The organism is Streptomyces sp. NPDC056948 (assembly GCF_042674225.1).
GTDB classification, from domain to species: Bacteria; Actinomycetota; Actinomycetes; order Streptomycetales; family Streptomycetaceae; genus Streptomyces; species Streptomyces purpurascens.
Map to the genome: position 1 here is coordinate 1 of NZ_JBHUQX010000002.1, position 25296 is coordinate 25296.

24 protein-coding genes are annotated in these 25296 nt (G+C 70.2%); 10 read left to right on the plus strand and 14 right to left on the minus strand.

Going from position 1 to position 25296, the window contains the following annotated elements; translation table 11 throughout:
- Positions 1-19: 19 nt before the first annotated feature.
- Together ACFTZL_RS00355 and ACFTZL_RS00360 are read right to left on the minus strand one after the other, a co-directional pair.
- Positions 20-1054 carry an ABC transporter permease gene (locus tag ACFTZL_RS00355; protein WP_382576340.1) on the minus strand — a complete coding sequence of 345 codons (1035 nt, stop codon included), beginning with the start codon at positions 1052-1054 and terminating at the stop codon, positions 20-22.
- Positions 1051-2037, minus strand: a complete 987-nt coding sequence (locus ACFTZL_RS00360; protein WP_382576343.1) for an ABC transporter ATP-binding protein — start codon at positions 2035-2037, stop codon at positions 1051-1053. Before ACFTZL_RS00360 ends, ACFTZL_RS00355 begins: the two co-directional genes overlap by 4 nt.
- A 294-nt stretch (positions 2038-2331) precedes the next feature.
- Between ACFTZL_RS00360 and ACFTZL_RS00365 the strand changes: the two genes are divergently transcribed.
- From ACFTZL_RS00365 to ACFTZL_RS00390, 6 genes are all read left to right on the plus strand, one after another.
- Positions 2332-3549: a sensor histidine kinase gene (locus tag ACFTZL_RS00365; protein ID WP_382576346.1), complete on the plus strand. Its 1218-nt coding sequence runs from the start codon at positions 2332-2334 to the stop codon at positions 3547-3549.
- Positions 3546-4202, plus strand: a complete 657-nt coding sequence (locus ACFTZL_RS00370) for a response regulator (protein WP_382576348.1) — start codon at positions 3546-3548, stop codon at positions 4200-4202. Before ACFTZL_RS00365 ends, ACFTZL_RS00370 begins: the two co-directional genes overlap by 4 nt.
- Positions 4203-4504: 302 nt before the next feature.
- Positions 4505-4942, plus strand: coding sequence for an NfeD family protein (locus ACFTZL_RS00375; RefSeq protein ID WP_382498397.1), 438 nt, complete (start codon positions 4505-4507; stop codon positions 4940-4942).
- A 29-nt stretch (positions 4943-4971) separates the two neighbouring features.
- Positions 4972-6081 carry an SPFH domain-containing protein gene (locus ACFTZL_RS00380; RefSeq protein ID WP_382576350.1) on the plus strand — a complete coding sequence of 370 codons (1110 nt, stop codon included), beginning with the start codon at positions 4972-4974 and terminating at the stop codon, positions 6079-6081.
- Between the two features lie 434 nt (positions 6082-6515).
- A complete protein-coding gene (locus ACFTZL_RS00385) occupies positions 6516-7253 on the plus strand; it encodes a flavodoxin family protein (protein ID WP_382576352.1) in 738 nt (245 codons plus the stop codon).
- A 150-nt stretch (positions 7254-7403) separates the two neighbouring features.
- Positions 7404-7754, plus strand: a complete 351-nt coding sequence (locus ACFTZL_RS00390) for a hypothetical protein (protein WP_382576354.1) — start codon at positions 7404-7406, stop codon at positions 7752-7754.
- A 19-nt stretch (positions 7755-7773) separates the two neighbouring features.
- Here the strand turns inward: ACFTZL_RS00390 and ACFTZL_RS00395 are convergent, their stop codons facing one another.
- The 4 genes from ACFTZL_RS00395 to ACFTZL_RS00410 form a co-directional block, all read right to left on the minus strand.
- Entirely contained in the window at positions 7774-8805 is a 1032-nt protein-coding gene (locus ACFTZL_RS00395; RefSeq protein WP_382576355.1) for a LacI family DNA-binding transcriptional regulator, read from the minus strand.
- 64 nt (positions 8806-8869) lie between these two features.
- Positions 8870-9703, minus strand: a complete 834-nt coding sequence (locus ACFTZL_RS00400) for an ATP-binding cassette domain-containing protein (protein WP_382576356.1) — start codon at positions 9701-9703, stop codon at positions 8870-8872.
- Positions 9700-10713: an ABC transporter permease gene (locus tag ACFTZL_RS00405; RefSeq protein ID WP_382576358.1), complete on the minus strand. Its 1014-nt coding sequence runs from the start codon at positions 10711-10713 to the stop codon at positions 9700-9702. The genes ACFTZL_RS00400 and ACFTZL_RS00405 overlap by 4 nt, the downstream gene beginning before the upstream one ends.
- Positions 10714-10849: 136 nt before the next feature.
- Positions 10850-11872: a sugar ABC transporter substrate-binding protein gene (locus ACFTZL_RS00410; RefSeq protein WP_382576361.1), complete on the minus strand. Its 1023-nt coding sequence runs from the start codon at positions 11870-11872 to the stop codon at positions 10850-10852.
- Between the two features lie 246 nt (positions 11873-12118).
- On the opposite strand from ACFTZL_RS00410, the gene ACFTZL_RS00415 reads away from it, so the two are divergent.
- The 3 genes from ACFTZL_RS00415 to ACFTZL_RS00425 all read left to right on the plus strand — a co-directional run bounded on the left by ACFTZL_RS00415 (position 12119) and on the right by ACFTZL_RS00425 (position 16175).
- Positions 12119-13081, plus strand: coding sequence for a carbohydrate kinase (locus tag ACFTZL_RS00415; protein WP_382576363.1), 963 nt, complete (start codon positions 12119-12121; stop codon positions 13079-13081).
- Between the two features lie 220 nt (positions 13082-13301).
- Positions 13302-15863 (plus strand): GH32 C-terminal domain-containing protein, encoded by a 2562-nt coding sequence (locus tag ACFTZL_RS00420; protein WP_382576365.1) that lies wholly within the window; start codon positions 13302-13304, stop codon positions 15861-15863.
- A gap of 15 nt (positions 15864-15878) precedes the next feature.
- Positions 15879-16175: a putative quinol monooxygenase gene (locus ACFTZL_RS00425; protein WP_382576367.1), complete on the plus strand. Its 297-nt coding sequence runs from the start codon at positions 15879-15881 to the stop codon at positions 16173-16175.
- 40 nt (positions 16176-16215) lie between these two features.
- Here ACFTZL_RS00425 and tgmB read toward each other — a convergent pair whose 3' ends face one another.
- The 6 genes from tgmB to ACFTZL_RS00455 form a co-directional block, all read right to left on the minus strand.
- Positions 16216-17148, minus strand: coding sequence for an ATP-grasp ribosomal peptide maturase (gene tgmB, locus ACFTZL_RS00430; RefSeq protein WP_382576369.1), 933 nt, complete (start codon positions 17146-17148; stop codon positions 16216-16218).
- Positions 17149-17162: 14 nt separating this feature from the next.
- Entirely contained in the window at positions 17163-17354 is a 192-nt protein-coding gene (tgmA, locus tag ACFTZL_RS00435; protein WP_382576372.1) for a putative ATP-grasp-modified RiPP, read from the minus strand.
- Between the two features lie 192 nt (positions 17355-17546).
- Positions 17547-18371 (minus strand): hypothetical protein, encoded by an 825-nt coding sequence (locus ACFTZL_RS00440; RefSeq protein WP_382576374.1) that lies wholly within the window; start codon positions 18369-18371, stop codon positions 17547-17549.
- Entirely contained in the window at positions 18359-19120 is a 762-nt protein-coding gene (locus ACFTZL_RS00445) for an RNA polymerase sigma factor (RefSeq protein WP_382576376.1), read from the minus strand. Before ACFTZL_RS00445 ends, ACFTZL_RS00440 begins: the two co-directional genes overlap by 13 nt.
- Before the next feature lie 281 nt (positions 19121-19401).
- A complete protein-coding gene (locus ACFTZL_RS00450) occupies positions 19402-20763 on the minus strand; it encodes an LCP family protein (protein ID WP_382576377.1) in 1362 nt (453 codons plus the stop codon).
- 19 nt (positions 20764-20782) lie between these two features.
- A complete protein-coding gene (locus ACFTZL_RS00455; RefSeq protein WP_382576379.1) occupies positions 20783-22882 on the minus strand; it encodes a bifunctional polysaccharide deacetylase/glycosyltransferase family 2 protein in 2100 nt (699 codons plus the stop codon).
- An 805-nt stretch (positions 22883-23687) separates the two neighbouring features.
- Here ACFTZL_RS00455 and ACFTZL_RS00460 point away from each other — a divergent pair.
- On the plus strand, positions 23688-23798 hold the full coding sequence (locus ACFTZL_RS00460) for a DUF2399 domain-containing protein (RefSeq protein ID WP_382576496.1): 111 nt from the start codon (positions 23688-23690) through the stop codon (positions 23796-23798).
- Between the two features lie 59 nt (positions 23799-23857).
- Here ACFTZL_RS00460 and ACFTZL_RS00465 read toward each other — a convergent pair whose 3' ends face one another.
- Both ACFTZL_RS00465 and ACFTZL_RS00470 read right to left on the minus strand, forming a co-directional pair.
- Positions 23858-24124, minus strand: coding sequence for a hypothetical protein (locus ACFTZL_RS00465; RefSeq protein WP_382576382.1), 267 nt, complete (start codon positions 24122-24124; stop codon positions 23858-23860).
- Positions 24121-25257 (minus strand): XdhC family protein, encoded by a 1137-nt coding sequence (locus ACFTZL_RS00470; protein ID WP_382576384.1) that lies wholly within the window; start codon positions 25255-25257, stop codon positions 24121-24123. The genes ACFTZL_RS00465 and ACFTZL_RS00470 overlap by 4 nt, the downstream gene beginning before the upstream one ends.
- Positions 25258-25296: the final 39 nt, after the last annotated feature.

Sequence of the window (25296 nt, forward strand, 5' to 3'; positions counted from 1 at the left end):
CTTCTTCCCTGCCGGGACGTCACAGCAGGCGCTTGCGGCCCCAGACGATGATGAAGGTGACGATGGCTGCGGCGACGGCGAGCATGATGCCCGCTCCGAGCCACTGCATCGTGTGCATCTGGGAGATGGGGAGGTAGTCCATGGACCAGCCGATGACGTCCTTGGACTCCAGGCAGGCGGTGTGCGCCCGGTCGTTGTCGACCTTGTCGAGGCAGGTGGTCCAGTCGAGACGGGCTCCGGAGCTGGTGAGGAAGTAGGTGCCCTCTCCCTGCTGCACCGCCCCGGCGGGCAGCTCCGGCCGCGCGGCGCCGGGTCCTACTCCCTTGTCGGTGCCGACCGACATGATGTGCCCCAGGCTCAGCCGGAACCGGTCCCAGACGACCCCGATCGCCACGACGACGCCGAGCGTGACCACCATCGACACCAGCGTGCGGCGCAGGACCATGCCGACCGCCGCGCCCACGGCGAACGTCAGCAGGGCGTAGGCCACCGGCATCACCGAGGTGACGTCGAAGAACGCGCCGCTGGTCCACTCCAGCGTGTCGGACCGCCCCTTGACCGGGCTCCACCACCAGTTGAAGACGGCGGCGAGTACGACGGTGGACAGTGCGATCAGCGCGGCGGGCATGGCGAGCTTCATGGTGAGCCAGCGCAGCCGGCTGACGGACTGCGAGGTCACCAGCTTGGCGGTGCCGGATTCCAGGTCGCCCGCGATGAGCGGGGCACCGAGCAGGACACCCGTGAGGAGAGGGACGAAGCCCAGGTATCCGCCGAAACTGAACAGGCGGGACGTGTACGTCTCGAAATCGGGCGGCAGGCCGCCGGACTTCTGCGGGTGCGCGTCCAGGTAGTCCACCACCTGCCCGCGCAGAAAGACCATCACGACCACGCTCAGGAGGGTGAGGGCGATGAGGGTCCAGAACGCGGCGCGGTGCTGGCGCCAGACGAGCCAGGCGGTACCGCCGAGTCGCGGGGCGGCCTGCCGGGAGCCCGGCGCGTTCTGCGGGCGCCCGGCGGGCGCCGTGCGGGCCGGGTCGTGAGTGAGCGTGGTCATGCGGTCACAGCCTTCTGCCGGTCGCGGGTGATGATGTCGTGGATGTCGCCGACGCGGGCGCTGGGGGCGATCAGCGAAGGCGCGTCGGGTGAACGCAGATAGGCGAGCAGCAGCTCTTCCAGGGTGGGAGGCGTGACCGGCCCGCCGGACGTGATCGGAGCGCCCAGCCGCACCAGGACGCCCGGCCGGCCCTCGCCGCGGTGGGGCTCGATGACGGTGTGGGGTGCGACGGTGGGCAACGAGCCGCCCCCGGGGATGTCGAGCAGGGCGTGTGCGGCGCGCAGTTCGTTCACCTCGCCCGCGAGACGCAGACCTCCGTTCGCGACGACGAGGAGGTAGTCGCAGATGTACTCCAGCTCGGCGAGCATGTGCGAGGACACCAGGACCGTGGTGCCGTGCTCGGCGGCCTCCGCCCTCAGCACGGCCATGAGTTCGCGGCGCACCAGCGGGTCCAGATCGGACATCGGCTCGTCGAGGATGAGCAGGTCGGGGCGCTTCCCGAATGCCAGGGCGAAGGCGACGCGGGTGCGCTGCCCGCCGGACAGCGTGCCGATCTTCGCCTTCAGCGGCACCCGGCCCGCTTGGACGATGCCCTCGGCGACCTCCTGGTCCCACTGGGGGTTGAGCTCACGGCCGAGGCGCAGGGTCTCGGCCACGGTGAAACGCCGGAACAGCGGCTTCTCCTGGGTGAGGAACGCGGTGCGCAGGACCGACTCCGTCGACCCCGGTACCGCGCCGAACACCCGCAGGTCGCCGGTCGTCGGCCGGATCATGTTGGTCGCCAGTCCCATCAGGGTGCTCTTGCCTGCGCCGTTGGGGCCGACGAGGCCGCAGACCCGCCCGGCCGGCAGCCGGAAGGAAACGTCCCGCAATGCCCAGCCGCGCCGGTACTGCTTGCCGAGCCCATGGGCCTCGATCGCCGATTCGCCGGCGGGGGGTGCGAAGCCCGTTCCGTTTCCGCGATGCGTCCCTGGGTGGTCCATGTGTGGCTCCTGTGCGTGTGGGAGGAGGGCCGGCCCTGTGCGTGTGGGGGAGAGGGCCGGCGGCGTACGGTCGACCACTGCCGGGAAGTCGCCTACGCGGGCTCCGGCCCCTTTGGGGCTCCCCACTAAGGTGATGTCGGCCGTGATCATGACGTGGTCCTTGCGTGATGAATGGCGAACGCCGCCCGGTGACCACGACTCTCCTCCGCGGCGTCTCGCGGCGGATCGGGCGAAAGACAGATCATGCGAGGCCGGCTCCGACTTTCGGCCGGTCCGCCGGAGGGACGGTGAGAGATGGTGCAGGCGGCGAAGGAAGCGCCCACACCCACGGTCACAAGGGAGACGGGACATTCGGAGGCCCTGCCCGTCACGGCGTGGATGCTGCTCGGCGGGGCCCTGGCCGGCCTCGTCGTGCTCGACTGGGCGGGCGGCCTCTACTGGATCCAGTACCGCGGCCCCGCCAAGCTGATCGGCGCCCTGCTGATCGTCGCTCTCGCCGTCGTCTCACCCCGGCTCGACCGCCGGGCGCTGCCGGTGGCCGCCTGCGTGGGCGCGGTCGGGTCGTTGTGCCTCTCGGTCTGGATACACCTGGAAATGGTGGGCAGCTCGCAGTCGTTGGGATTCGCCGAGCCGGCGGCGCTCGTGTGGCTCCTGCTGCTTGTCGCCCGACGAGGGAAGCCGTCGTGGGTGGGGCTCGCCGTCCCTCTGCTGGGCATGGCGATCGTGCTGCGGCCGGTGTCGGTCTCGGTGCGGCAGTCCACCATCATCATGGCGCTGCTCTTCGCCCTGGCAGCGGTCACGGCGCTGGGCATCGGTCTCGGCATGCGCCTGCTCCTGGTGGACCGGCGGCGCCAAGCGGCGGCCCTCCGCCTGGAGCAGCGGACAGAGTTCGCCAGGGACCTGCACGACTTCGTCGCCCACCACGTGACCGGCATCGTCGTGCAGGCGCAGGGGGCCCAGGCGATCGCCGGCCGACGGCCCGAACTCGTACCGCCCGCGCTGCAGCGGATCGAACAGGCGGGCTCGGAGGCACTGACCTCGATGCGGCACATGGTGGGGATGCTGCGTGACGCCGACGGCGAAGTGACACTGACGCCGCTGGCGGGCATCGGTGAAGTGCGTACGCTCGTCGAGGAGTTCTCCGCCGTCGGTGGCGCTCGGGCCCGGCTCGAACTGGAAGGGACCTTCGACGACCTGCCGGTCGAGGTGTCCACCACCGCCCACCGGGTGGTGATGGAGGCCCTCACCAACGTACGCAAACACGCCCACGGGTGCACCGAGGTGCGGGTGCGTGTGGACCGCTCGGGAGACCGGCTCACCGTGCGGGTCAGCGACGACGGACGGCCGCGCCACGTTTCCCAGAGCGGCTTCGGGCTGAAGGGCCTGGCCGAGCGGGTGGGCCTGATCGGCGGAGACGTCCAGGCGGGCCCGGTGACAGCCGGCGGCTGGGGCGTCGAGGCGACCCTCCCCGTGTCCCCGGCCGCCTCCCCGGCGAAGGCGGCGGCGTCATGACGATCCGTGTGCTGATCGCCGACGACCAGGCCATGGTCCGCGCCGGATTCGCGATGATCCTCGCCGCGGAGGACGACATCGAGGTCGTCGGGGAGGCCACGGACGGGGTGCACGCGGTGGAACTCGCCGAGCGCCACCGGCCCGACGTGGTGCTGATGGACATCCGCATGCCCCGCATGGACGGGCTGGAGGCACTGCGCAGACTGACCCGCCCCGGCACCGTGAATCCGCCGAAGGTCGTGGTGGTGACGACGTTCGACGACGACGAGTACGTCCAGCGCGCTCTGGGCGAAGGCGCCTCCGGATTCCTGATCAAGGACTCGGGCCCCGCCCTCCTCGTCGAGGCCATCAGGGCGGCCGCCTCCGGCGAGGCGCTGGTGAGCCCGGCCATCACCGTCCGGCTGTTGCGGCGCCTCAACAGCGCCGTGCCCGCCCGCCGGGAACCGCACACCGTACTCTCCGCGCGGGAGAACGACCTGGTGCGCCTGGTGGCCAGAGGGCTGACCAACGCCGAGATCGCCACCGAACTGACCATCACGGTCGGCACGGTGAAGACGCATCTCTCCAACGTGCAGATCAAGCTCTCAGCCCGCAACCGTGTGGAGATCGCCGCTTGGGCCTGGGAATCCGGGGTCGTCGACGGGCGAGGGTGAGAAAGCGGGCCCGCTTCGGGGGGGGGGGCAGGGAGCTACATTGTCCGGTTCCCGTACTACGGATCGCCTGCCGCCTGCCGCCTGCCGCCTGCCGCCTGCCGCCTGCCGCCTGCCGGCCCGGTGCGGCCCCCGCGCCCGGACGCCGGAACCAGGCCCGCCGTAGGTCGGGACCGGGGGCGAGGAAAGGCCTCAGCGCCGCAGCTTCAGCTGGGGCGCTCAGCTGCCCGCACCTCCGGTGCCCTGTCTGCCCGGCCTTCCGGGCGGTAGCTTGGTGGAGAAGGCCCCAGAAGGAGGGCGATGCGATGCCGTGGTTCGTATGGCTGCTCGCCGCCGCGGCACTGGGTGCCGCGGAGTTCTTCACCCTGACACTGGTCTTCGGGTTGCTGGCGGGCGCCGCGTTGGTTGCCGCCGTAGTCGCTGGTGTGGGCATCGGCCTTCTCGGCCAGCTCCTGGCCCTGGGCGCAGCGGCGGCAGCGGGCCTCGTCATCGTCCGTCCTGTCGCGCGGCGCCATATGGCACAGCAGCCCCTCACCCTCGAGGGCAGTGATGCGCTGATCGGCAAGCGGGCCGAGGTCAAGCAGGAGGTCACCGCGACCCGCGGCCTGATCAAACTCTCCGGTGAGGAATGGTCCGCCCGCGCCCTCGACGAGAGCCACGTGATCCCGGTGGGAGCGTGGGTGGACGTCATGGAGATCGAAGGCGCCACGGCCATCGTCTACCCCCGCGAACTCCTTCCTTGAACGGCTGAACACACGGCAATGGAGGCACTGTGGATCCAGTTGTCATCCCCATTCTTGTGGCGGCCCTTGTTGTCGTCTTCCTCGTGGCCTCCACCGTGCGGATCGTCCCGCAGGCGCGCCGGTACAACATCGAGCGGTTCGGCCGATACCGCCGGACGCTGCAACCCGGGCTGAACCTGGTCGTCCCGGTGGCGGACCGCATCAACACCAAACTCGACGTGCGCGAGCAGGTCTATTCGTCCGATCCCAGGCCGGTGATCACCGAGGACAACCTCGTGGTGAACATCGACACCGTGCTCTACTACCAGATCACCGACCCCCGGGCAGCGGCCTACGAGGTCGCCGACTACCTGCACGCGATCGATCAGCTCACGGTGACCACGCTCCGGAACGTCATCGGCAGCATGGACCTGGAGGAGACGCTCACCTCGCGCGAGGAGATCAACTCCCGGCTGCGCGCCGTCCTCGACGACGCCACCGGCAAGTGGGGCATCCGGGTCAACCGCGTCGAGATCAAGGCCATCGATCCACCGCACACCATCAAGGAAGCGATGGAGAAGCAGATGCGGGCCGAGCGTGACAAGCGCGCGGCCATCCTGCACGCCGAAGGGGAGCGGCAAGCCAAGATCCTCACCGCGGAAGGCACGAAGCAGAAGGACATCCTGGAGGCGCAGGGCACCCAACAGGCCATGATCCTTCGGGCGGACGGTGAGGCCAAGGCGGTGGAGCTCGTCTTCCAGGCCGTCCATCGCAACAATGCCGACCCGAAGATCCTGGCCTACAAGTACCTCGAGACGCTGCCGCACTTGGCGAGCAGCGACAACAACACGTTCTGGGTGATCCCGGGGGAGCTGACCGAGGCAGTCCGGACCGTCACCCGCGCGTTCGGTGATCAGCCGGCGGCGGGTCCTCACACAACCGCGCAACCTGAGGAAGCGGCCGGCGCCGGCGCTGATCACACGTCGGACGAAGGCCGGGCTCCGGAGCTCGATGCGGGTCGGACGGCTTCACTCGACGCCGCCGCGGCTGCTGACGAGGCCGGGAAACAGGCCGCCGCCGCGGTGAGCGACGCCAAGGCGGAGGCCGAGGCCGCGAAGTCGCCCCAGATGCCGCGCCGGGGGCAGACGTCCGGCGGTTGAGTCCACCCTCGGTCATCGCCGGTGCCCTGCGAGCAACCACGGCGCGCAGGGTCGGCAAGCCGCGTTTCACGCACAGGGGTCGCACCGTCACCGGGAATGCCGTGGCACGAGGGCGGTGCGTTCCGGCGCGCCACGTAGGTCGGGTCTTCCTTGCCGCGGGGCTTGCCATCGACCGGCCCTTCGGATGGGGCCGGTGGCCCGGCACGTGGCGGTGTCCTGCTGCCTCGTCCTCGTCCGGCCGCACCCCGGGGCCCCGCTGCCGCCTCCAGGATCTTTGGCGAGCGGTCGGAAGGCGGCGGGGGGAAATCGGCGTCCGCAGGTGGGTCGCAGCGGGACATCGCGCGAGTTCCGCGAGACGCTGCCGCCGGGGGCCGCTCGGCGAGCCGCCCTTCCCCCGGTCTTTGACCTGTCCGTTCTCCTCCCCGGAGTCCGCCATGGCAGCGCAGCCCGCCTCTCCCACCGGTGCCGTGCACCACTACGACGACCTGACCGCGCTCTACATCAACTGCACCCTCAAGCCGTCCCCGCAGCGCAGCCACACCCAGGGGCTGATCGACAAGAGCCGGGCCATCATGGACGGCGCAGGTGTGACCACGGACCTGATCCGCGCCGTCGACCACGACATCGCGCCCGGCGTCCACCCGGACATGACCCAGCACGGCTTCGCCACCGACGCCTGGCCGGACTTGTACGAGAAGGTGATGGCGGCGGACGTCCTCGTCCTGGCCGGCCCGATCTGGCTGGGCGACAACAGCTCGGTGACCAAGCAGGTCGTAGAGCGCCTCTACGCGTGCTCCTCCCTGCTGAACTCCCAGGGCCAGTACGCCTACTACGGTCGCGTCGGAGGCTGCCTGATCACCGGCAACGAGGACGGTGTGAAGCACTGCGCCATGAACCTCCTCTACAGCCTCCAGCACCTCGGCTACACGATCCCGCCCCAGGCGGACGCGGGCTGGATCGGGGCCGCCGGCCCCGGGCCGTCGTATCTCGACGCGGGTTCGGGCGGCCCGGAGAACGACTTCACCAACCGCAACACGAGTTTCATGACCTGGAACCTGATGCACGTTGCGGCTCTGCTGAAGCGCGCCGGAGGTGTTCCCGCCCACGGCAATCAGCGCTCGGAGTGGGACGCGGGCTGCCGCCCGGGGGCGGACAACCCCGAGCACCGCTGACCCGGACGGACGCGCCGCCCACCGACCGGTTCCGGGACCGCGATCAGGCTGCGGGCAGCCGGGAGACAGGGGCAGCCATCGCCCGGCAGCCCCGGCACGGGGAGGGAGGACGGCAGCTCGCCCTGGCATCAGCACGTCTAGGCTGCGCCCATGGAGCAGCGAGAGATCATGCAGAAGGTCGTCGGGATGCTCACTGAGGCGCTTGAGATGCGGCGGCAGGTCCGCGAGAACCCGGATGGGCAGGTCGCGCTGACCGGGGCTGTCTCCGCGCTTCTGGCAGAGACCCTGCCGCAGATCCACCTTCCTGCGGATGCCGGCGGCCGCGCGGCCGCGGATCTCGTCGCCGAGGAGCTGGGGCCCACCCTCGTGAGCATCGCCAACTGCTTCTCCTTCGCCTTTGTGCAACTCGCCGAAGCCCATGACGAAGGGCGCACCGACGTCTCTGCCGCGGACGTCCTTCGCCGCATCTCTCTGCAGTTCGCGAACGAGGCTGAGGAGTAGAGGGACTTCCGTGATCCGGTCAGGTCTCCCGCGTGCCGGCCGCGGGTTGTTCGCCCGAGCCGCGGACGATCAATCGGGTGGGCACGGTGATGGTGCGAGCACGGGAGCGGTCGCCGTCGAGGCGGGTCAGGGCAGTGGTCGCCACGGTTCTGCCGATTTCCTCGGGGTCCTGGGCGACGACGGTCAGGGCCGGTTCGAGTGCCTCGGCGAGCGAGATGTCGTCGAAGGCGACGACGGCCACGTCCTTGCGCTTGCTGCGGGCGAGTTCGGCGACTATGCCCAGCGCCATGATGTTGTTGCCGGCGAAGAGGGCCGTGGGCGGGTCGACCAGGTCGAGCAGCTTCGAGGTCGCGGCCTCTGCCCCTTGCTGGTCGTGTGCGCTGGCGACGAGCGAGCGGTCGTAGGGGAGGTCGGCTTCCTGCAGGGCCGAGCGGTAGCCGGCGAGGCGCTCGCGACGGGTGTAGAGCTTGGTGGGCAGGTCGCCGATGAAGCCGATGCGCCGGTGTCCGTGGGCGATCAGGTGGGCGACGCCCTCGTGGGAGCCGTCACGGTTGGAGCTGACGACGCTGTCCGTGGCCAGGCCCGCCCCCGGGCGGTCGATGAAGACGACCGGCAGTCCCGCGGCGCGGTGGGTCTTGAGGTGGGAGTGGTCGGCGCCGACGGACGGCACGACCATCAGGACGCTGACGCGGCGGGCGAGGAACTTGTCCGTCAACGACCGCTCGCGGTCGGGATCGTCCGCGGAGGAGCCCATGAGCAGGGTCAGGCCGCGGTCGCGGACCGTGTCCTCGATGCTCCTGGCCACGGCTCCGAAGAAGGGGTTGGCCAGGTCGGGGATGACCAGTCCGATGGTGGTGTCGGGCCCGCCCACTCGGATGTTGCGGGCCATGAGGTTCGGCTGGAAACCGAGCTTGGCCACCGCGGCGAGAACCTGTTCCCTGGTCTCGGCCGAGGCGGGGCCGTCCTCGTTGAGGACGCGGGAGACGGTCTTGGCGCTGACACCCACTTCTCGGGCGACGTCTGCCAGGGTCGGGCGGCGGTTCGCTGCCATGGAGGAAACAGTCTCCTGTGCTCGTCGGTCCCGGCCGCGGCCTCGGCCGGAACCTGTGAGTGCTTCAGTTGGCCTGGACTCCCGCGGCCTTCGCCGCTTCGGAATCGGCTACGACAGTACCTCCGGCCGCATCGACGGTGAGTGCGCCGGTCATGATGGCCACGACCTCCGCCATGGAGTAGTCGGAGGGCTTGATCACGGCAGCGCGACGGCCGAGGCGGTGGACGTGGATCCGGTCGGCGATCTCGAAGACGTGCGGCATGTTGTGGCTGATCAGCACGACCGGCATGCCCTTGTCCCGGACCCGGCGGATGAGGTCGAGGACCTGACCGGACTCCTTGACGCCGAGGGCGGCGGTCGGTTCGTCCATGACGACGACACTGCGCGCCCAGGCGACGGAACGGGCGACCGCGACGGCCTGCCGCTGCCCCCCGGAGAGCGTCTCGACCGACTGCGTCAGCGAGCGCAGGCCGATCTTCAGGTCGGCCATGTGCTCGGCGGCCTCCTGGCGCATGCGCTTCTTGTCCAGCATGCGGAAGACACTGCCGAGGACGCCGGGGCGGCGGAGCTCACGCCCCAGGAACATGTTCGACGCGATGTCCATGGAGGCGGCCACGGCGAGGTCCTGATAGACCGTCTCGATGCCGTGGGCGCGTGCGCTCGGCGGCCCGGAGAACTGGATCGGCTTGCCGTTGAGGCGTATCTCGCCCTCGTCCGGGACCAGCGCGCCGGTGAGCGCCTTGATCAGGCTGGTCTTGCCGGCTCCGTTGTCGCCGATGACGGCGAGGACCTCGCCGGGCATCAGGTCGAAGTCGGCGCCGTCGATGGCGGTGACGTGGCCGTAGCGCTTGACCAGACCGCGAGCCTGCAGAACGGGGGTCTCAGTGGTGGTGGTCATCGGGCCTTCTTCCGGGAGATCTGGTCGACGGTCACCGCGAGGATCACCAGGACGCCGGTGATCAGGGTCTGGTAGATGGAGGCGACGCCCATCAACTGCAGGCCGTTGCGGAACACACCGACGATGAGGACGCCGATGAAGGTGCCCAGCACCGACCCGCGTCCGCCGAAGAGGCTGGTGCCGCCGAGGACCACGGCGGTGATGCTGTCGAGGTTGTCGGTCTGCCCGGCCTGCGGGTCGCCGACACCCGTGCGGGAGATGAGGAGCAGGGCGGCGATGCCGTAGAGGACACCCGCCGCGGTGTAGACGCCGATGGTCAGGCGGGAGGTGCGGATGCCGTTCAGCCGCGCCGCTTCCGGGCTGTTGCCCAGGGCGTAGACGTGCCGGCCCCAGCCGGTGCTGCTCAGCGCGTAGGCCAGGAGGAGAAACAGAGCGATGGTGACCAGCGAGCCGTAGGTGATGTCGGTCTTGCCGAGCGGGAAGGTCTCCCCGAGAGCCGTCAGCGGGCCGGGCAGGTTGCTGACCGTCTGCTCCTCGGAGTAGATGTGCGTCAGCGCGAACGCCACGTTGAGCATGCCCAGGGTGACGATGAACGGCGGCAGCGGGATCTTCTTCACCAGTGCCCCGTTGAGCATGCCGAAGCCGCCGCAGACGGCGATGCCCAGGGCGATGGCGGCGAGCGGTGGCAGGGAGCCCTCGGCGGCCGACTTGGCGATCACGATGCTGCCGAACGCCATCACGGCGCCGCACGACAGGTCGATGCCCGCAGTGAGGATGATCAGGGTCTGACCGATGGCGAGGGTACCGACGACCATGACCTGCTGCACGATCAGCGAGAAGTTGCCGCCGGTCAGGAACTGGTCGGTGGAGAACGAGAAGAAGGCGCAGGCCAGGAGGAGCGCTACCAGCGGGCCGGTGGTCGGTGCCGTGAGCAGCCTGCGGGCCGTGGTCGGCGCATTGAGCCCGGCGTACGGCGAGGACGTGCTCGGGGGCGTGGACGTGGCGGTCATGCGAAGTCCTTGTCGGAAGACAGAAGTCCGTGTCTCTCCTTGCCGGAGGACAAGGGAACGAGAGGGCGGCCGTCCCCCGGCCGGGGAGGAGGGGGCCGACCGCCCGGGTTAGGGGCGTACGGTCGTCGGGGGCGGCTCAGCCCCAGCAGTTCTCCAGGCCGTAGGCGGTGTCCTTGGAGGTGACTCCGTCCTGCGCCTTGTCGGTGATCAGGGTGACGCCCGTGTCGGTGTAACCGGACGCCTTCTTCCCGTCCTTGGCGTACGTCACGACGGCCTTGACGCCTTCGGCGGCCATCTTCAGCGGGTACTGCTGCGAGGTCGCGGCGATCTTGCCGTCCTTGACCGCCTGGGTGCCGGTGCAGCCGCCGTCCACGGAGACGATCAGGACGTCCTTCTCCCGGCCCTTGGCCTTCAGCGCGGTGTACGCACCCAGGGCCGCCGGTTCGTTGATCGTGTAGACGACGTTGATGCCGGGCTCCTTCTGGAGACAGTTCTCCATCGCCGTCTGGCCCTTGGACTGGTCGCCGCCGGTGTCCTGAGCACAGGCGACATCCTTGTCGGTGGCGCCGAAGCCCTTCAGGAAGCCGTTGTGGCGCTGAACGCCGACGGACACACCCGGCGCGAGGTCGAGGGCGGCGATCTTCGCCGTCTTGCCCTTCATCGCGGCCTTGGCGTACTCGCCGATCAGCTCGCCGGCCTTGAGGTTGTCGGTGGCGAAGAGGGCGTCGACCGCGCTCTGCGGCTCGGTCGGGGTGTCCAGGGCGATGACCAGGACGCCCTTGGCCTTGGCCTTCTCGATCGCGGGCACGATCGCCTTGGAGTCGCTCGGGGTGATCAGGATGCCCTTCACGCCGGAGGCGACCATGTTCTCGACGGCCGTGACCTGACCGGCGTTGTCGCCGTCGAACTTGCCCGCCGCGGTCATGAGCTGCACGCCCTCGGCCTTCGCGGCCTTCTCCGCGCCCTCCTTCATCTTCACGAAGAACGGGTTGGTGTCGGTCTTGGTGATCAGGCCGACCTTGACGTCGCCCGAACCGGAGCTGGAAGAGCCCGACCCGGAACCGGAGCCGGAGCCGCAGGCCGTCAGGGTGAGGGCCGCGACGCCGGCGACGGCGGCCGCTCTGAGGAGGGAGGAGGACAGACGAGTGGTGCGAGGCATGATCGACTCCTGAGGTATGGCGAGCGGCACGTGGTTGATGTCAGAGCAAGCCACCCGGAGTGTCATCGTTGACTTATGTCATCGTTGACACTGCATGGCGAGGATGATGGACTCCGTCTCCCGGACACGTCAATGCCTTGCACGCGTCACAAATCGACAACGCTCGCGGCCGCCCCTTCCGTGGCAGTCCGGCAGCCGCACCACGACGCCCGGTGTGCCCGTACGTCCGTCAGAGAAGAGCAGCCCATGAGCCCGCGTCAGATCACCGTCCTGGGAGAGTGCGTCGCGGACGCGTTCGCCGAACCCGCAAGTGCCTCGAACGAACTCGCCCTGCGGGTGCTGCCCGGCGGCGGACCTGCGAACACGGCAGTGGCCCTGGCCCGGCTCGGCACCCCGGCCCGCTTCCTCGCGCGGTTGTCGGGCGATGTGTTCGGGCGTCTGTTCCGCGCCCACCTGGAGACATCGGGAGTGGACCTGTCGAGCGCCGTCCCGGCCGCGGAACCCAGCACGCTGGCCGTGGCGGAACTGGACGCCCAGGGGCAGGCGGCGTTCTCCTTCCACGCGCAGAACACGGCCGACTGGCAGTGGACGGCCGAGGAACTGGCGCGGGTGGATCTGTCCGGGACCGCCTGCGTGCACACCGGATCCCTGGCCCTGGTTCAGGAACCCGGAGCGGTGGTGGTGGAGGAGTTCCTGGCGGCGGCAGCCCCTCACGCGACCGTCAGCATCGACCCCAATGTCCGGCCGCTGCTGGTGCACCCCGACGTCTACCGTGCCCGGCTGGCGCACTGGTGCGGCCTCGCCGACGTGCTGCGGCTGAGCGAGGACGACCTGGAACTCCTGCTGCCGGGCACGCCGCCCCAGGAGGCGTGCGACATCTGGCACGCCGCCGGGGCGCGCCTCGTGGTGATCACACGAGGCGCCGACGGCGCCCTGGCCTCGCTCGACGGCGAACGGACACAGGTGCCCGCCGTGCCGACGAGCGTCGCCGACACGGTCGGGGCGGGGGACTCCTTCACGGCCGGGCTGCTGCACCACCTGGGTGCCCGCGGCCTGCTCGGTGGCCGGCTGGCGGAACTCCGGCTCGACGACGTCGCGGAAGCCTGCCGGTTCGCCACCCGGGTCGCTGCTCTGACCTGCTCGGTTTCCGGTCCCAACCCCCCGTGGCGGAGCCAGTTGGAGCAGCTCGCCACGGCCGATCGCGCATGACGGACAGGCGAGTCGCGCAGCGGACGTCCCGGCCGAACCGTTGACGTGCCGACCGGATGGCGTCCATCATCGGGCCACTCGATGTCATCGATGACACAAGTCAACGATGACATTTCTGCTCGGCGTTGTGGACGACGGCGCCGAGAAGGCGTCACTTTTCGGTAGGTTCCGCTCGGGCATCAAGCTCCGCCGCGCGGACGGCCGCAGCACAGGAGACACCATGAGCTCAGGACGTGTATCCCGGCATGCCCGTATACGGATGATCGCGGCGGTGGCGACCGTCTGCGCCCTGTCCGCAGCGCCGCCGGCCCCTCAGGCCGTCGCTGCCGACGCCCCGCCGTACTCCGAGACCTACCGGCCCCAGTTCCACTTCACTCCGGAGAAGAACTGGATGAACGACCCCAACGGTCTCGTGTACTACAAGGGCGAGTATCACCTCTTCTACCAGTACAACCCGGGCGGCAACTCGTGGGGCGACATGTCCTGGGGGCACGCGGTGAGCAAGGACCTCGTCCACTGGAAGGAGCTGCCGCTCGCCCTGTCGCACGACGACAAGGAGATGGTGTTCTCCGGCAGCGCGGTCGTCGACCGGAACAACACCACCGGCTTCGGCAGCAAGAAGAACCCGCCCATGGTGGCGATCTACACCAGCTTCGACAAGGGCACGGGCATCCAGGCCCAGTCGCTCGCCTACAGCACCGACCGCGGCCGCACCTGGACCAAGTACCAGGGCAACCCGGTCCTCGACATCGGCTCCAAGGAGTTCCGCGACCCCAAGGTCCAGTGGTACGAGCCGACCAAGAGCTGGCTGATGAGCGTGTCGTTGTCCACCGAGCACAAGGTGCGGTTCTACTCGTCCAAGAACCTCAAGGACTGGAAGCCGCTCAGCGAGTTCGGGCCGGCCGGCGCGACGGGCGGCGTGTGGGAGTGCCCCGACCTGTTCCCCCTCGCGGTCGACGGGGACAAGAAGAAGATCAAATGGGTCCTGGTCGTCAACATCAACCCCGGCGGCATCGCGGGCGGTTCGGCTGCCCAGTACTTCGTCGGCGACTTCGACGGCAAGAAGTTCACCGCCGACGACAAGGGCACCTACACCCCGCCCACCGGCACGGTGATGCAGGACTTCGAGAACACCGACTTCGGCGCGTGGACGGCCACCGGCACCGCGTTCGGCGACGGACCGACAACCGGTGCGGTGGCCGGGCAGGGGACCGTCGAAGGCTTCGACGGCAAGGGCCTCGCCAACAGCTTCCACGGAGGTGACGCGGCCACCGGCATCCTCACCTCGCCCGAGTTCAGCGTCGACAGCCGCTACCTGAACTTCAAGGTCGGAGGCGGACGGCACCCGCACGAGCCCGGGACACTCCTGGAACAGGGAGACCCGCCCGCGGGGACGGTCCTGGCCGACTTCGAAGGCGGCAGCTACGGCGACTGGACGACGACCGGAGCCGCCTTCGGCTCGGCACCGGCCACCGGCACCCTCCCCGACCAGCAGGAAGTCTCCGGATTCCTGGGCAGCGGCCTGGCCAACAGCTACCTGAACGGCGACTCCACGACCGGCACCCTCACCTCGCCGGAATTCACCATCGACAAGGACTACGTCAACTTCCTCGTCGGCGGCGGCAACCACCCCGCCGGCTCCGCCGATCCCACCGCCGTCGAACTCCTCGTCGACGGCCAAGTGGTGCGCAGCACGACCGGAAAGGACGGAGAGGCGCTCAACTGGGCTGCCTGGGACGTCAAGGACCTCGCCGGCAAGAAGGCGCGGATCAGGATCGTCGACGACAACACCGGCGGCTGGGGCCACCTCAACGTCGACCACATCACGCTGTCCGACACCAAGGCCCAGCCCGTCTCCCAGGAGACGTCCGTCAACCTGATCGTCGACGGCCAGGTCGTCCGCAGCGCCACCGGCGCCAACAGCGAGACCCTGGACTGGGCGTCCTTCGACCTGCGCCCCTACGCCGGCAAGAAGGCGCGGATCCAGATCGTCGACATGAACAACGCCGGCTGGGGCCACATCCTGGCCGACCGGTTCACCGCTGCCGACGCCCCCGCCAAGTCCGTCGTGCAGCGCGCCGACTGGGCCGACTACGGCAAGGACTACTACGCGGCCGTGTCCTGGGAGGGCGCACCGGGCGGCAAGCGGTACATGGTCGGCTGGATGAACAACTGGGACTACAGCGGTGCCATCCCCACCTCCCCCTGGCGCGGCGCGCAGAGTGCTCCACGGGAAATGGCGCTGCGCACCGTCAACGGCCAGGTCCGGCTGACCAGTCAGCCGGTCAACGGCCTGGAGTCGCTCCGTCAGAAGCGCCCGGCGACGGCGTCCGGCGTTACCGTCAAGAGCACTACAAAGCCCCTGATCGGCCCCGCGGCCAAGGGCAAGGCCCTCGACATCGAGGCGACCTTCTCCCTCAAGGACGCCGAACGCTTCGGCCTGAAGGTACGCACCGGCGCCGGTGGCGAAGAGACCGTCATCGGCTACGACACCACGACCCAGGAGCTGTACGTCGACCGCACCCGGTCAGGGGCCGTGGACTTCAACAGCACCTTCCCCGGCGTCCAGACAGCACCGCTGAAGGCCGAGAACGGCAAGGTGAAGCTGCGGATCCTCGTCGACTGGTCCTCCGTCGAGGTCTTCGGCGGCAGCGGCGAAGCGGTGATCACCGACCAGATCTTCCCCGACCCCGCCAGCCAGGGAGTGCAGGTCTTCGCCGAGAACGGCTCGGTGAAGCTGGACCAGGCCCGCGTCTGGCACCTCGACTCCGCTCACGACTGACAAGGACACCAGAGCATGACGAAGACCACCCTGTTCGCCGAGTTCACCGCCCGCGAGGGTGCGGAGGACGAGGTCGCCCGCATGATCCTGGAGTACGCCGAGAAGGTGCGCCAGGAAGAGGGCAACCTCACCTTCGAGGTCTACACCAAGTCGGCCAACCCTCGCGCCTACTGGATCTTCGAGGCGTACCGGGACGAGGACGCCTTCCAGGCGCACCTGAAGGCCCCGTACGGCGGCCCGTTCAACACCGCCCTCGCTCCGCTGATCGAGGAGGACGCCTCGGTGCTGACCTTCCTCGATGCGGTGACCTGACGGCCCTCGGTGTCGCGGTGGCCGCGGCCGCCTTCTTTCATCAGCGGTCGACCCGGCGGGACAGCCACAGCGCCACCGCCTCCGAGATCGGCTGGCCGGTTTCCAGTTCGACGAAACCGTACTGGCCGCTCTGGTTGCACTCGAGGAACCACCACAGGCCGTCCTCGTCCTCGGCGAAGTCGAAGGCGGCGTACGCCAGTCCGGCCGTGGCGACGTAGTCGCGCACGGATGTCCCGACACGGTCCGGCACCGGAACCGGCTCCCAGACGTGCTCGGTGTCGCCGTAGCGCCCGTCGATCTGGTGCGGTTCAGCCGTCTTGCGCGCGGCGAACAGCCGGGATCCGACGCAGGTCAGACGGACGTCGGCACGCTTGGGCACGTACCGCTGCAACAGCGCGGGACCGGCCGCGACGCCGGAGAAGTCCGAGTCGGGGCCGATCAGCGTGGTGGGCAGGGTCAGCGTGGGTTCACCGGGTGGCGGCCCCGAGGCGGACTTCACCACCACCTCCCGGTGCTGCTCGGCGAACTGCCGCGCCAGGCGCGGCAACGTGGTGATGACGGTCGGCGGTACGGCGAACCCGCTGAGGTGCGCGGCCCTCAACTGCCACGGCTTCAGGCGGGCCCGGTCCGCGTTGCGCGGATCGTTCATCCAGCGCGCGGAGGCCGAGTAGAGCATCCCGAACAGTGCCTGACGGGTCTCGGCGGTCAGCCACGCGGAGGGCTCCGCCGCGTGCGAGGCCGGTTCGCCGGGTCTGCGCACCCAGACGGAGCGCAGACCTTTCATGCTGACCAGGTGTCCGTGTGCGGACAGATGGCCCTCGAAGTCGCCCTGGGTGTACAGCGTGGACAACAGGGCCTTGTCCGGCAGGTCGGCGGGATCCAGCCGCATCACGGGCACCGCCGCGTCGTGCAGCTTGGCCACCACCATGTCGGCGGTGACGTCCTCTTTGGAGGTCAGGATCAGTACGGTCATGCGATCGCCGACCGTCAGTCGTCGAAGTGTGTTTTGGAACCAGCCGTGGACACCGTCGTGCCGGCCGCCAGGAGCAGGTCCGGGTCACTGACGGCGGCGCTGCCGTCGGGCAGCACGTTCAACTGGCGCGACTCGTCGAAGCGGTAGGGCGTCGCCACGGCCGGAAGCGCGCTGGGGAAGGCGTAGTTGAGGGTGAACGGTCGCACTCGAAACCTCCGGGCTCGCAAGGAGTAACTCATCACGCCTCATCCACATCGCTGGCATCGGCTGAACTCAATTCCTTCACTACTTACACATCGGATGAGGCGCTGCATTCGTCACAGGGCATGCCGACGGCCCTGACTACGCGTGGTTGCCGCGGTCATGCGCCGGCCCGGCCGGCGAACGGGTGCGGGGGGCTACTCGCCCTTGCTGCCGCCCGCCCGGCCGCTGCCGGCGTTCCCCTTGCCTGACGTCCCTGCGTTCCCCGCCGAGCCGGCGCTCGTTCCTGAGCCGGCGCTCGTTCCCGAGCCCGCACCCGTTCCTGTGCCGACGCTCGTTCCCGAGCCGGCGTCCGCGCCGCCCTCGCCGGGGCCGTTCGTCTTGGGGGATCCGTTCGGCGCGGCCGACGTCCGCGCGAGCCGTTCGACGCAGTACGCGTCGACTTCGTCCTCGCCGCCGGCCGCCTCGACGAGCCGCCTCCAGGCGGTCGCGTCGAGGGTCTTTCCGCGGTCCTTGACCTGTTCGTAGGCCCGGCAGTGGGCCTCGGTATCCCGGGCGGAGGACGAGCCGTCCCGGTGGCCCGGGCTGCCGGAGGAAGTCGGCGAGGCCGTGCCGCCCGGCCCGGCGGAGGCGGCCATCGAGGGGTGCGCGGTCCGCTGCCCGGCACCGGGCGTGGACGAACCGACCGAACCGATGGCGGCGACCGCGACCCCGCCCAGGGCGATGCTGGTGAACGCGGCGGCGAACACCGTCTTCACCGGACGCCCGGCCCGCCGCTCCGTGGCCGGCCGCCAGTCGTCCCGGCCCCGGGTGCGCGCCCGGGGCGTCCCGGCGTCAAGGACGGTCCGGAAGGCGGCCACTGCCCGCTGCTCGGCTTCCGGGCCGGGATCACCCGTGAGCAGGGCAGTGGCCAGGGCCGTCGGCAGCGCTGTCCCGTCCCGCAGGACCCACGGGCCGGGCACGGCCTCGCCGGGATGCACACGTCGACGGCCCGTGACTCCGTCGCTGCTCAGATCACCCATGCCCGTTGTCCGTTCCTGCCCGTTCCGTTGGAAGCGTCCGGCATGCCGGGGTGTGCCGCCGGACCGCCCGTCCACTGACGCCGTCGTGACTCATGTGGACTCCCCAGCGTGCGGGATGTCTCATCCGTCACACCCTCTTCCGTTTCCCGCCCGGAGCCGAGCTGGCGGGCGAGGCGTTTCAGCCCCCGGTGGGTGGCGGTACGCACCGCACCGGGGCGCTTGCCGAGGACGCGCGCGGCAGCGGGGCCGTCCAGGCCGACGATGACGCGCAGGAGCACGGCCTCCGCCTGGTCCCGCGGCAGCCCGCGCACCAGGTCCAGGGCCCGCTCGGTGGAGAGGGACTCCAGGGCCTGCTCATGGGTGCTGTGCGGGCCGGGCAGGTCCAGGACGTCCTGCTCGATCGCTCCCGGCCGGGGGCGTACGCTCCGGCGGCGCAGATGGTCCAGGGCTCGATGCCGGGCGATGGTCGCCGTCCAGCCGCGGAAACCGGGCCCGTCGCCCTTGAACCGTCCGAGGTCCCGGGCGATCTGCAGCCAGGCGTCGGACGCCACGTCCTCCGCTTCCTCGCCGATGAGTCCGCGCAGATAGCCGAGCAGGCCCGGCTGCACGATCCGGTAGAGCACCGTGAACGCGGCCTCGTCGCCGTCCTGGGCCCGCGCGACGGCCGCGCCCAGTTCCTCGTCGAGGACGTGTGCGTGGCGGGATTGCCGTTCCTGACCCAAGACCGTCCTCGTTCGCGCCGGGTTCATGACGAGTGCCGCCCGACGCGCCCCGTTCGCTTCGACAGCCCCATCATGACCAGCGTCCGATCCCGCGGAAGTGTCACCATGCGTCACTCGGGTAACGTTCCGCACCTGCCGTGCGCTGGGTGAGTACAGCGTCCGCGCCGTGCGGTCCGGCGGCGTCGATCCGTCCTCACAGCTCTCTCCGTGCCGCCCCTGACTCCCCCCGGGAGTGGGACGGAGAGGGACGGGGCGGCCGGGTTCCGTCCACTGCGCGGGGCCCGGCCGCCCACAGCTCTCCTGGCCGGTCAGCCCTTCTCCGGGGCGCTCACGGGCCGGTCGGTCCGCAACTCGCCGAAGAGCTTCCGCGCCTTCGTCCCGTCCCACTTCAGGGCGCTCCCGCCGGCCGTGCGGAAGCCGGGCGAGACCACGGGGACGGTGAGCTGCCTGCCCTCGCCTCCCGAGACGTTCCGCATCGCCTGCAGCAGCGAGAGCAGCCTCGGCAGTTCCATGTCCTTGTCCACGACGAGGGTGTCCAGCCCCGCGCCCAGGGCGGGACAGGTACGGAACGGGTCGAGCACGACGCCGGGCGTAGCGGCCCTGCCGGCCAGGGCGGAGAGGAACTTGCGCTGGTTCCTGGAGCGCCCCAGGTCACCGTCCGCCTCCTGGTGCCGCTGACGGACGAACGCCAGCGCCTGGGTGCCGGTCAGGTTGTGACAGCCCGTCCTCAGCCTCAGTCCCGACTTGGGGTCGTCGATGTTCCGGTCCACGCACATCTCCACACCGCCGACCGCGTCCACGACGCCGACGAACCCCGCGAAGCCGATCTCCGCGTAGTGGTCGATGCGCAGGCCCGTGTTCCGCTCGACGGTCCGCGCCAGCATCCTGGGCCCGCCGAGGGAGTAGGCCGCGTTCAGCTTGTTCTTCGCCGCCCGGTGGGACTTGCCGGTGTTCGGGTCGACGTACGACGGGACGGTCACCCAGGAGTCGCGCGGCAGGCTCACCATCGTGGCCCCGTCCGCGCCGGTGTGCAGGATCATCATCGAGTCGGTGCGGCTGCCTCCGGCCGTGCCGGTGTGCAGATCCTTCCTGGCCTGCTCGGACAGGCCGTCCCGGCCGTCCGAGCCCACGATGAGGTAGTTCGTCCCCTTCCCCCGCGGCGGACGGTCCGTGCCCCCGCTCAGATCGACCGACCTGTCGAGCCTGAAGTCGGCCCAGGCGTAGGTGCCCGCGCCGGTGAGGACCAGGGCGCAGAGCAGCACAGCCAGCAGGCGTACGACCCGCCGGGCCCGGCCGGGCCGCACCCGAGGGGGCCGGGTGCTGGTGCTGCGTCCGCCGCGCTCAGGGCCGGGACCGGGCGCAGGCGCAGGGCCGGAGCTCGGCTCGTCGGCAGGGCTGTCGTACGGAATCGGTGCCGGTGCCGGAGTCGGGGCCGGTGCCGGTGCCGGAGCAGGGGCGCCGTACGAGTACGGCCCGAGACCCGCGGTGTCGTGGCCGCCGTACGGGTGCGGCCCGACGATGTACCCGTCGTACGGCCGGACGGGCGTCGGGGGCGGAGGCGGTCCGGTGCCGCTCTGCCACACCCGGCCCGTGACCGTCCGGGATGTCCGGGTCTCCCCGTCCTCGTTCCGTCGGCCGGTGCCGGGCCACATGCCCGGTCCGTCATTCATGGGGTGGACCATCCCTCCATCACCTCGATGACAACTGGCGTTCGGCGACCGGCTGCCTGAGCTGCTGGGTGGCAGCCGTGCCGGAACGCTGCATGCGGTGCCACTTCAGCCGGGTGCCGAGCAGCAGGGCGACCACGGACTGGATGACCACCAGGTACATCAACTGCCGGTAGACGAAGAGCTGCAACGGCATCGACCACAGCGCCCGCAGTCGCTCGCCGTCGAGTCTCAACGCGTAACCGGCGCACATGAGCTGGACCAGCAGGAAGGCGAGCCACACGCCCGCCGCCTGCGCGGGGTCGGCGAAGAGCGCCCCGTACACCGCGAAGAGGTCGACCACCGGCGCCAGCAGCGGCAGGAGCACCTGAAAGACCGCCAGATAGCTCAGCCCGCGGCGGGCGAAACGTCCGGCCGCGCCCACTTCGACGACGGCCCGGCGGTGTTTCCACATCGCCTGGAGCGTGCCGTAGCACCAGCGGTAGCGCTGCCGCCACAACTGCCGCAGGGACGTCGGCACTTCGGTCCAGGCGACGGCCGACTCCTCGTAGACCACCCGCCAGCCCGCCCGCCACAGGGCCATCGTCAGGTCGGTGTCCTCGGCGAGGGTGTCCTCGCTGACCCCGCCGACGCCCATGAGGGCGTCCCGGCGGAAGGCCCCGATGGCACCCGGGACGGTCGGCATGCACTCCAGCACCTCGAACATGCGCCGGTCGAGGTTGAAGCCGAAGACGTACTCCAGGTGCTGCCATCTGCCCAGCAGCCCACGGCGGTTGCCGACCTTGGTGTTGCCGCTGACGGCGCCGACGGCCGGATGCGCGAGCGGCTGGACCAGCCGGTACAGGGCGTCCGGCTCGAAGACGGTGTCGGCGTCGACCATCACCAGGATGTCGTGGGACGCGTGGGCCAGACCGGTGTTGAGTGCGGCCGCCTTGCCCGAGTTCGGCTGCCGGATCACCCGCACCCGGGGGTCGTTGATCCAGGTGGCGAGGTCGGCCGTCTCGTCCGTCGAGCCGTCGTCGATCACGATGACTTCGAGGTACTGATGTGTGGAGGCCAGCAGGGAGTGGACGGTGGACTCGATGCCGGCCGCTTCGTTGTAGGCGGGCACCAGCACCGTCACGGGGGCGTTGACCTCCCGCAGCCAGGGGGCGCCGGGGCGCAGGCGGGTGAGGCGCCGGACATGGGCGCGGGCGAAGAAGGCCAGCGACAGCAGCCGCAGCAGGCCCAGTGTTCCGGCCACGCCCAGCACCCAGATCATGATGTGCGTGAAGGTGTTCCCGGCCTTCACGGTCCAGTTCAGGGCCTCGCCCTGCCACCGTTCGGCGGTGGACACCCGGGTGTCGGCGGGCGGCATGCCGACCGCATCGGTCACGGTGGTGAACCGTTCGGCGTGCGGGTGCTCGAGAAGCTGCTTCGTCTCGTCGTACGCGAGTTCCGTCTGGCTGAACTGCCGGATCAGACCGCGTGCGGGGTCGCGGGTGGGACGGTCGGCGGCGACCAGCACATAGCCGTCGTCGGAGACCTTCCGGGCGGCCTGCCACTCGGCGCCGCACAGGGTGTCCACCTCGGTGGTCATCGGCATCCGCAACAGGTCGGTGCGGATGCCGGCCGTGCCCGCGAGGGTCTTCTGGGTGAGGCCCAGTTCCATTCCGAAGCGGACACGCGACGAGGAGCCGAGGTCGGCTCCCGTGTAGGTGTTGGAGCCGATCTCGTGGCCCTCGGCGAGGATCCGCCGGACGAGATCCGGATGGCGTGCCGCCTGGGCGCCGAACACGAAGAACGTGGCGTGCGCGTGGTGCTCGCGCAGCAGGTCCAGCAGCCGTGGCGTCCACTCGGGGTCGGGGCCGCCGTCGAAGGTGAGGGCGGCGGTGCGCGCGGGCGCGGCGGCGGAGGACACCTTGTCCCCGTCGATGCCGCGCAGGACGGGGCCGCTCTCGTCCACGGCCTTGGGCACGGGTTCGGTGCACGGGCGGCGCGACTTGGCGGCGTCCACCTCGTGGATGGTCCAGCCCTCGAAGAGCAGGATGACGAAGACGACGGACAGGGTCAGGGCGAGCAGCCGCCAGTGTCCGCGGGGGTCGCGGGAACGGGCGTGCCGGCGATGTGCCGAGCGACTCACACAGCCGTCCCGGATATGGCGTTAGTCACAGGGCCATCGGGGCCTGCCGCCGGGCCGCAGCTCCGTCTGACCGTGCGGACGACGGTTTCGGCCACACGCCACACCCTCTTCACACGCGGGTCGACGCCGTCGAGGCCCGATGAACGATGAAGCGTTTTCTGATGGTTTGTCTTTGGGGCGAACTCCTGCATGGGCGGCGAGTGTAGTCACAGCGGAAGCCCCGGATGTGCCGGAAACAAGCAGAGCATCGCCCCAGGATGGAAGGTGTGACACTCGGCACCGCCGCTGCGCTGGAGTGGTGGGGTGCGGTGAAGTGTGTCTTCACATTCGCCCTCGCCGAAACGGATTTCTTAGCGCCTGTATCCCTCCTTGCCGCTGTTTTCGGCCACTTGAGGGGTCGGTCCGGCGGTGCTTATGAGGTGGGCCCGAACTCCCGCTCGTGTTCGTGGCGGTCTGCGGTTCGATCAGTGCGTCGGGAGTGGCTCCCACTATCCCGTTGCCGGTGCCGGGACCACCGCTGGAGGTGGCCAGATGCAGCACCGGAACAGGGGGGAACGGGCCTGGGAGGAGGCGTACACCCCGCTGGGCACCCTCGACGGGGAGTTCACCCAGTGGGCGCAGCGGGTCCGCAGGGACGGTCTCGTACGGCGCCTCGCCCGCACGCCGGAGAGCGCCGGCCCTCTGGTGCAGGCTGCCGTACGCGCGCTGTGCCCTCACGGGCTTCCCCGACGGTTCCGGTGCCCAGTGGCGACGGGAGGCATGGGCCTCGGCTGCCGGCGCCTTCGGCCCCGCATGCCCGCCCGTGGTGTGCCTGCAGGGGCAACCGTCGGCAGCCGCGCTCACGCTGCTGCGCGACCTGTCCACGCGCGGGGCCTGTCTGCTCTGCCACGGCGATTTCGACTGGGGCGGACCTTGACCCGGGAGCAAGTTGAGGTAGGTGGCTCCCCGGTTTGACGCCGTAATCAGGCAGGGGGATCAATCGGGCAAGGTGCGGTGGAGAGCCTCGGCGTCGACCAGGACGCCGTTCGCCGGAACCTGGAGGAAGCCCGGCAGTTCCTCGACCTTGAGTCGGTCATGACGCTCGTTCGACGCTCTGGCCGCCCGCACGGGCGGCAGCAAGCCGAGAAACAGAGCGTGACCTGGTCCTTTACGTGACTCGCTCAGGCCGACATGTTTTCGATGACGCAAGGTGGGCGGTCGGCGCAGGACGTCCGCGGCATGGTCGCCGGGGAAGGGGATCATTCCGGGCGTGCCTGGCGTCGGATGAGCGGTTCATGGATCGGCCCGGTGCCGTCGGACAGGGGCAGGCCGGTCGCATGGTTGGCGTAGGAGATGATCTCCGCGGTGATGGAGAGGGCTGTCTCCTCGGGTGTACGGGCGCCGAGGTCGAGGCCGATCGGTGAGCGCAGCCGGGCCAGTTGCGCCTCGGGCACACCGGCCTCGCTCAGGAGACGCAGGCGTTCGTCGTGGGTGCGCCGGGATCCCATCGCGCCGACGTAGCCGACGGGCAGGTCGAGGGCCAGGCGCAGCAGGGGGATGTCGAACTTGGCGTCGTGGGTGAGGACACAGATCGCGGTGCGGCCGTCGACCTCGGCTCGTTCCAAGTACCGGTGGGGCCAGTCGATCACGACCTCGTCCGCCTCCGGGAACCGGGCCGCGGTGGCGAAGACCGGGCGCGCGTCGCACACGGTGACCCGGTAGCCCAGGAAGTGTCCCATCCGGCTGAGGGCGGCGGCGAAGTCGACGGCGCCGAAGATCAGCATGCGCGGCCGGGAGGCGTGGACATGGACGAGGACGGACAGCTTTTCGGGGCAGGTGTCCGCGTCGCCGCCGACCTCGACGCGGGCGGTACGTCCCGCCCGCAGGAGGGCACCGGCCTGCGCCGTCACCGCCCGGTCCACCTCCTCGTCGTCCAGCGTTCCGTGGGCCGCGTCGACGTAACCCAGGACACACAAGGCGCGGCCGACGAGTCCGTCGGGACCATCGACGACCTGTGCCACGGCTGCGGGCCTGCCCCGCAGGACCTCCTCAAAGGCGGTGGCCAAGTGGGGCTGCGCTGCGGGGTCGACGCGCTGGACAAGGACGTCGAGCTCGCCACCGCAGGTCAGCCCGACGGCGAACGCGTCGTCGTCGGAGTAGCCGAACCAGGCCCGCTGGGGAGCGCCCCCGTCCCTGAGCACCTGTCGGCACAACTCGTACACGGCGCCTTCGACGCAGCCGCCGGAGATGCTGCCGACCGCGGTCCCGTCCTCGTCCACCGCGACCGACGTACCCGCCGGCAGGGGTGCGCTGCCGCGGACGTCGACGACGGTGGCCAGTGCGAAGGGGCGTGCTTCGCGGCACCAGAGGTGCAGTGTGTCCGCGATGTTCAACATGAACCTGTCTCCGTGGGTATGGGGCAGGGCCGCTCCTCA

Excerpts from the sequence above, each read along its gene's own strand:
- ACFTZL_RS00355 (WP_382576340.1), bottom strand. The coding sequence starts at position 1,054 with ATGACCACGCTCACTCACGACCCGGCCCGCACGGCGCCCGCCGGGCGC.
- ACFTZL_RS00360 (WP_382576343.1), bottom strand. The coding sequence starts at position 2,037 with ATGGACCACCCAGGGACGCATCGCGGAAACGGAACGGGCTTCGCACCC.
- ACFTZL_RS00365 (WP_382576346.1), top strand. The coding sequence starts at position 2,332 with ATGGTGCAGGCGGCGAAGGAAGCGCCCACACCCACGGTCACAAGGGAG.
- ACFTZL_RS00370 (WP_382576348.1), top strand. The coding sequence starts at position 3,546 with ATGACGATCCGTGTGCTGATCGCCGACGACCAGGCCATGGTCCGCGCC.
- ACFTZL_RS00375 (WP_382498397.1), top strand. The coding sequence starts at position 4,505 with ATGCCGTGGTTCGTATGGCTGCTCGCCGCCGCGGCACTGGGTGCCGCG.
- ACFTZL_RS00385 (WP_382576352.1), top strand. The coding sequence starts at position 6,516 with ATGGCAGCGCAGCCCGCCTCTCCCACCGGTGCCGTGCACCACTACGAC.
- ACFTZL_RS00390 (WP_382576354.1), top strand. The coding sequence starts at position 7,404 with ATGGAGCAGCGAGAGATCATGCAGAAGGTCGTCGGGATGCTCACTGAG.
- ACFTZL_RS00395 (WP_382576355.1), bottom strand. The coding sequence starts at position 8,805 with ATGGCAGCGAACCGCCGCCCGACCCTGGCAGACGTCGCCCGAGAAGTG.
- ACFTZL_RS00400 (WP_382576356.1), bottom strand. The coding sequence starts at position 9,703 with ATGACCACCACCACTGAGACCCCCGTTCTGCAGGCTCGCGGTCTGGTC.
- ACFTZL_RS00405 (WP_382576358.1), bottom strand. The coding sequence starts at position 10,713 with ATGACCGCCACGTCCACGCCCCCGAGCACGTCCTCGCCGTACGCCGGG.
- ACFTZL_RS00410 (WP_382576361.1), bottom strand. The coding sequence starts at position 11,872 with ATGCCTCGCACCACTCGTCTGTCCTCCTCCCTCCTCAGAGCGGCCGCC.
- ACFTZL_RS00415 (WP_382576363.1), top strand. The coding sequence starts at position 12,119 with ATGAGCCCGCGTCAGATCACCGTCCTGGGAGAGTGCGTCGCGGACGCG.
- ACFTZL_RS00420 (WP_382576365.1), top strand. The coding sequence starts at position 13,302 with ATGAGCTCAGGACGTGTATCCCGGCATGCCCGTATACGGATGATCGCG.
- ACFTZL_RS00425 (WP_382576367.1), top strand. The coding sequence starts at position 15,879 with ATGACGAAGACCACCCTGTTCGCCGAGTTCACCGCCCGCGAGGGTGCG.
- tgmB (WP_382576369.1), bottom strand. The coding sequence starts at position 17,148 with ATGACCGTACTGATCCTGACCTCCAAAGAGGACGTCACCGCCGACATG.
- ACFTZL_RS00440 (WP_382576374.1), bottom strand. The coding sequence starts at position 18,371 with ATGGGTGATCTGAGCAGCGACGGAGTCACGGGCCGTCGACGTGTGCAT.
- ACFTZL_RS00445 (WP_382576376.1), bottom strand. The coding sequence starts at position 19,120 with ATGAACCCGGCGCGAACGAGGACGGTCTTGGGTCAGGAACGGCAATCC.
- ACFTZL_RS00450 (WP_382576377.1), bottom strand. The coding sequence starts at position 20,763 with ATGAATGACGGACCGGGCATGTGGCCCGGCACCGGCCGACGGAACGAG.
- ACFTZL_RS00465 (WP_382576382.1), bottom strand. The coding sequence starts at position 24,124 with ATGATCCCCTTCCCCGGCGACCATGCCGCGGACGTCCTGCGCCGACCG.
- ACFTZL_RS00470 (WP_382576384.1), bottom strand. The coding sequence starts at position 25,257 with ATGTTGAACATCGCGGACACACTGCACCTCTGGTGCCGCGAAGCACGC.